This window comes from Methylobacterium sp. WL18 (assembly GCF_008040015.1).
In the GTDB taxonomy this organism is placed as follows: Bacteria; Pseudomonadota; Alphaproteobacteria; order Rhizobiales; family Beijerinckiaceae; genus Methylobacterium; species Methylobacterium mesophilicum.
In genome coordinates this window covers 1-2908 of sequence record NZ_VRVD01000589.1, presented here as the reverse complement: position 1 = coordinate 2908, position 2908 = coordinate 1, and the positions used below count along the sequence as shown (strand labels likewise).

The following is a 2908-nucleotide window of genomic DNA, read 5'->3' as shown; positions in this document are numbered from 1 at the left end:
GCGCCGTGCAGGCCGCGGAAGCCGCCACCCGCGGCCTGGTCGGCCGGACCGTGGCGCAGGTCGAGTGCGACCTGATCCTCGACACCCTCGACCATTGCCTCGGCAACCGCACCCATGCGGCCAAGATCCTCGGCATCTCGATCCGGACCCTGCGCAACAAGCTGAACGAGTACGTCTCGGCCGGCCTCGACGTGGCCGAGCCCGGCGCCGTCCGGGCGAGCGCGGCTTACGGGTAGGCGGCGGATCGCCCGACGGCCATCCCATCCATCCCCCTCAGCCTGAGGTGGCGTAGCGACGCGGAGCCCTCGAAGGAGCCCTCCCGCCGGCCGCGCGATCCCTGGAGCGATCCTTCGAGGCGCCCGCTTCCGCGGCCGCACCGCAGGATGAGGGGCGTTTGTTGGATATCCGTCCGCTCCTCGGCACGCCGTCGGCGCGCACGGGAGAAGCGCCCCGAGCCGCGGCCCCGTCAGCGCCGGCCGCGGGCCCCCTTGTGCGCCTCGGTCTGGGCCGCGAAGGCCGCGTCGAGCTTGCGCAGGGATTCGTAGCGGGCGACGTCGCCCTCCACGTCGCGGATCGTCTCCTCGACGAGGTGGCGCTGCAGCGCGACGCGCGGATCGTCCGGGGGCAGCGCCTCGCGCTCCTGCAGGCGGAGCACGGCCTGGCGCACGACCGTGTAGACCGCCTCGCGCTCCGCCCGGTTCATCGAGGGCTGGATCGCCTTCGCGACGAGATCGGAGAAATCCGACATGGACCGTTAGACTTCGCTCATCGATCGGGGGAGGCCCGGGAGGCCGGACCGTCTCCCTCTACAGACCGCGCGCCGCGGGATCCAGACCCCGCGGTGCCGGCTCACATCCGCTGGTCGCGGATGCCGGCGATCAGGAGCGAGGACGAGCTCCAGAGCACGAAGAAGCAGAAGAAGGCGACGATCAGGGTGTGGCCCCGCTCGGGGTAGAGGCTGTCGGTCGGCAGGACCGGCGGCACGAAGGTCGCCAGGAAGATGTGCTGCTTGCTGGCCGAGATGCGGGCCCGGTCGAGCAGCATGTTCGCCGATTCCTCGAGTTTTTCCGCGATGGTCCGCTCGACCAGCAGGCCCTCGTACTGGAGCAGCGCCTCGGTCAGGTTGGTGCCGCCGCCCGCGGCCGCGCCGGCATTGGTCAATTCGTCCTGCAGCGTCTTCATCTGCTGCTCGATCGCCGCGACGTTGGAGGCCAGCGTCTGGATCGAGCGCGAGCGCTCATCGAGGTTCGAGCCGCGCAGCACCTGCAGGTCGGTCTCGAGCTTGAGCTTCTCCTTGCGCAGGATCGTGAGCGTGGTCAGCGTCCCCTCGGCGGTCTTGATCGGATCGATCACGCCCCACTGGTTGCGGAAGCTCTGCAGCCCGAGATGCGCCTTGCGCAGGCGCTCCTGCGCCACCGTCGCATCCGCTTGGGCCTGCTTGACCATGTCAGCCTGGGCGCGCTTCGAGATGTCGTTGATCAGCGCCTCGGCCCGGGTCACCACCTCGTTGGCGATGGTCAGGGCGTCCTGGGGGGTGAAGGCCCGCACCGACAGGCGGATCACGCCCGAAATCGAATCGATGTGCGCCTCGACGTGCTTGCGCCAGTACTTGGTGAGGTCCTCGACCGGATCCTTCGGGTCGAACCGGGCCCAGAAATCCGCCTCGGAGCGGGAGAACATCTTCGAGATGCCGATGCTTTTCTCCAGCGCCTCGACCAGAGTCTGGCTCTCGATATAGTCGCGGACGATGAAGCTGTCCTGGCTGTTGTGCTTCTGAATCAGGTTCGTGTACTGGCCGAGCGAGATGTTCTCCATCGGCTCGACGTTGCCGCGCACCGCGAACTGGGCCTCGGCGATGTACTGGTTGGAGGCGAAGCCGAACAGGTACAGGCCGATCACCAGGGTCGGCAGCAGCACGAACAGGCTGACCCGGCGGATCACCCGCGCGCCGTAGCTCGACGTGTCCTCCCGGCGCTGGCCGAGGCCGGGCAGCCGGGTCCAATCGAGGCGCTCGCGTGCCGCGGCCATCAGAGCCCGGGCGCCACGCTTCTCCGGCACCGGACGGATCGTCTCGGCGCCGTGGCGCAGCTCGGTCATCGTCGATGGCGCGAACGTCACGAGTTCGCCTTCGCGCGTGTCGTCCTTGACGTCGTCGAAGCTCATCCGCTCACTGTTCCTGGGTCTGCGCCGGATCCGCCACCGCGAAGCCGGCCGGAGGGCGGCCCGTGCGCGGCTCCGGAATCCCGTTCTTTTCGGCCCTTTTTAAGGCACCCGCCCCTCGCCCCGCCACGGCGGGCCGCACCGCGGCGACGGGCAAGGTAGCCGGGCCCGGTATCGCACCGTAGAGTCTCCCGATGATGACAGACCCCAGCGTCTCTCCCGGCCGCCCGGCCGCGACGAAGGCCGCCGAGACCCAGCTCGCCGAGACCCGACTTTCCAAGACCCGACTCGCCAAGACCAAGCTGACCGAGGTCGTGGTGGTGTGCGCCAAATGCGCCAAGCGGCAGGGCCTGCGTCCGCGCGCGGTGCGGGCGCTGTTGAAGGGCGCGGCCAAGCAGGCCGCCAAGGACGGGCTGCTCGCCGACAGGACCAAGCTCTGCATCGTCGAGTCCGGCTGCCTCGGACCCTGTCCCAAGCGGGCGGTGGCGGTGGCCACGGGGGCGAGCCTGGCGGCCGGCCGGGTCGTGCTGCTCGATCCGGGTTCCAAGCCCGAAGAGGCCCTCGCCGCGGTGCTGCGCCCCGTGCTACCGCAGCGGCGCCCCCCGAATTCGGCCCCAATACGCCCCTAGCGGCGGTGACACCTGCCGAATCACCGCCGGATTCGCGGCCGGCGCAACCTGGAGCCCTCGCCCTTGCCCGCCACTCGGCGCACATCCCGCACGGTCCGGCCGTGAGCGGCGACCGCGCC

Annotated in this window: 4 protein-coding genes; 2 read left to right on the top strand and 2 right to left on the bottom strand. The window is 70.1% G+C overall.

The features are described from left to right. On the top strand, positions 1-236 hold a 236-nt coding region (locus FV228_RS25450; RefSeq protein WP_187277902.1), incomplete at its 5' end, for a helix-turn-helix domain-containing protein. Between the two features lie 230 nt (positions 237-466). Here FV228_RS25450 and FV228_RS25445 read toward each other — a convergent pair. Both FV228_RS25445 and FV228_RS25440 read right to left on the bottom strand, forming a co-directional pair. Continuing rightward, positions 467-748: a hypothetical protein gene (locus tag FV228_RS25445; RefSeq protein WP_147857092.1), complete on the bottom strand. Its 282-nt coding sequence runs from the start codon at positions 746-748 to the stop codon at positions 467-469. Positions 749-849: 101 nt separating this feature from the next. Continuing rightward, positions 850-2163: a capsule biosynthesis protein gene (locus tag FV228_RS25440; protein ID WP_147857091.1), complete on the bottom strand. Its 1314-nt coding sequence runs from the start codon at positions 2161-2163 to the stop codon at positions 850-852. A 191-nt stretch (positions 2164-2354) separates the two neighbouring features. Here FV228_RS25440 and FV228_RS25435 point away from each other — a divergent pair, with 191 nt between their 5' ends. Further along, complete coding sequence (locus tag FV228_RS25435; RefSeq protein ID WP_246694026.1) at positions 2355-2789, top strand: hypothetical protein; 435 nt, start codon at positions 2355-2357, stop codon at positions 2787-2789. Positions 2790-2908 lie beyond the last annotated feature (119 nt).